The following is a 1905-nucleotide window of genomic DNA, read 5'->3' on the forward strand; positions in this document are numbered from 1 at the left end:
CGCCGTGGGTCGATGTTTGATGTTATGGAGCAGCAACGATGTTACGCAGCAGGGCAGTCGCCCTAAAACAAAGTTAGCCATATGAACTCGGAATCAGTACGCATTTATCTCGTTGCTGCGATGGGAGCCGATCGGGTTATTGGCAATGGTCCTAATATCCCCTGGAAAATTCCGGGTGAGCAGAAGATTTTTCGCAGACTCACTGAGGGAAAAGTCGTTGTCATGGGGCGAAAGACCTTTGAGTCTATCGGCAAGCCTCTACCGAACCGTCACACATTGGTAATCTCACGCCAAGCTAACTACCGCGCCACTGGCTGCGTAGTTGTTTCAACGCTGTCGCACGCTATCGCTTTGGCATCCGAACTCGGCAATGAACTCTACGTCGCGGGCGGAGCTGAGATATACACTCTGGCACTACCTCACGCCCACGGCGTGTTTCTATCTGAGGTACATCAAACCTTCGAGGGTGACGCCTTCTTCCCAATGCTCAACGAAACAGAATTCGAGCTTGTCTCAACCGAAACCATTCAAGCTGTAATTCCGTACACCCACTCCGTTTATGCGCGTCGAAACGGCTAACCATTCCGTCAACGGGACGCCAAAATGCTGCGCATTTTGGTTCCCTCCGCTGCGCTCCGGCTCTCGTTACGTCCAACGTTAGCACCACTGAAACCCAGCTTTATTTAGCTCATGTTTATTCAAACGGCATTTAGCTTTTCAGGCGTTATTCAGTGCCTGTTTTGCCTTTTTTCCGGGCTTCGCCTGCATGGGCTGCGCAGGTTTTCAGTCTTTTTGGCCTCTAGCCCTTGCGTAGCAAGCGCAAGCAGCTATCGTTTTTGCAGTGCTGTGCCGCCTCGGTGGCGCAGCGTTTTTTCACGGTTAGCGCCCGTCGCCAAATTCAAGTTATCCGTTTTGGCTTCTGGTTCTAACATTTCGGTCAAGCCGACCCGCATTCTGCGGTCGGCTTACCTCGCCCGTTAGACATCATGAGGGAAGCGGTGACCATCGAAATTTCGAACCAACTATCAGAGGTGCTAAGCGTCATTGAGCGCCATCTGGAATCAACGTTGCTGGCCGTGCATTTGTACGGCTCCGCAGTGGATGGCGGCCTGAAGCCATACAGCGATATTGATTTGTTGGTTACTGTGGCCGTAAAGCTTGATGAAACGACGCGGCGAGCATTGCTCAATGATCTTATGGAGGCTTCGGCTTTCCCTGGCGAGAGCGAGACGCTCCGCGCTATAGAAGTCACCCTTGTCGTGCATGACGACATCATCCCGTGGCGTTATCCGGCTAAGCGCGAGCTGCAATTTGGAGAATGGCAGCGCAATGACATTCTTGCGGGTATCTTCGAGCCAGCCATGATCGACATTGATCTAGCTATCCTGCTTACAAAAGCAAGAGAACATAGCGTTGCCTTGGTAGGTCCGGCAGCGGAGGAATTCTTTGACCCGGTTCCTGAACAGGATCTATTCGAGGCGCTGAGGGAAACCTTGAAGCTATGGAACTCGCAGCCCGACTGGGCCGGCGATGAGCGAAATGTAGTGCTTACGTTGTCCCGCATTTGGTACAGCGCAATAACCGGCAAAATCGCGCCGAAGGATGTCGCTGCCGACTGGGCAATAAAACGCCTACCTGCCCAGTATCAGCCCGTCTTACTTGAAGCTAAGCAAGCTTATCTGGGACAAAAAGAAGATCACTTGGCCTCACGCGCAGATCACTTGGAAGAATTTATTCGCTTTGTGAAAGGCGAGATCATCAAGTCAGTTGGTAAATGATGTCTAACAATTCGTTCAAGCCGACCGCGCTACGCGCGGCGGCTTAACTCCGGCGTTAGATGCACTAAGCACATAATTGCTCACAGCCAAACTATCAGGTCAAGTCTGCTTTTATTATTTTTAAGCG

3 protein-coding genes are annotated in these 1905 nt (G+C 51.7%); all 3 read left to right on the forward strand.

Translation table 11 applies throughout. The features are described from left to right. The first annotated feature begins 81 nt into the window (after positions 1–81). Positions 82–579 carry a trimethoprim-resistant dihydrofolate reductase DfrA12 gene (gene dfrA12 / locus PG887_RS22175; RefSeq protein ID WP_270822925.1) on the forward strand — a complete coding sequence of 166 codons (498 nt, stop codon included), beginning with the start codon at positions 82–84 and terminating at the stop codon, positions 577–579. Positions 580–690: 111 nt separating this feature from the next. After that, positions 691–981, forward strand: a complete 291-nt coding sequence (locus PG887_RS22180) for a DUF1010 domain-containing protein (protein WP_001336345.1) — start codon at positions 691–693, stop codon at positions 979–981. A 5-nt stretch (positions 982–986) separates the two neighbouring features. Next, positions 987–1778 (forward strand): ANT(3'')-Ia family aminoglycoside nucleotidyltransferase AadA2, encoded by a 792-nt coding sequence (locus tag PG887_RS22185; protein ID WP_001206356.1) that lies wholly within the window; start codon positions 987–989, stop codon positions 1776–1778. Positions 1779–1905 lie beyond the last annotated feature (127 nt).

The sequence above is a fragment of the Aeromonas sp. QDB14 genome, from assembly GCF_027707845.1.
In the GTDB taxonomy this organism is placed as follows: domain Bacteria; phylum Pseudomonadota; class Gammaproteobacteria; order Enterobacterales; family Aeromonadaceae; genus Aeromonas; species Aeromonas caviae.

What these genes read in the sequence shown, in the direction of transcription:
- dfrA12 (WP_270822925.1), top strand. Translation starts at nt 82, where the DNA reads ATGAACTCGGAATCAGTACGCATTTATCTCGTTGCTGCGATGGGAGCC.
- PG887_RS22180 (WP_001336345.1), top strand. Translation starts at nt 691, where the DNA reads ATGTTTATTCAAACGGCATTTAGCTTTTCAGGCGTTATTCAGTGCCTG.
- PG887_RS22185 (WP_001206356.1), top strand. Translation starts at nt 987, where the DNA reads ATGAGGGAAGCGGTGACCATCGAAATTTCGAACCAACTATCAGAGGTG.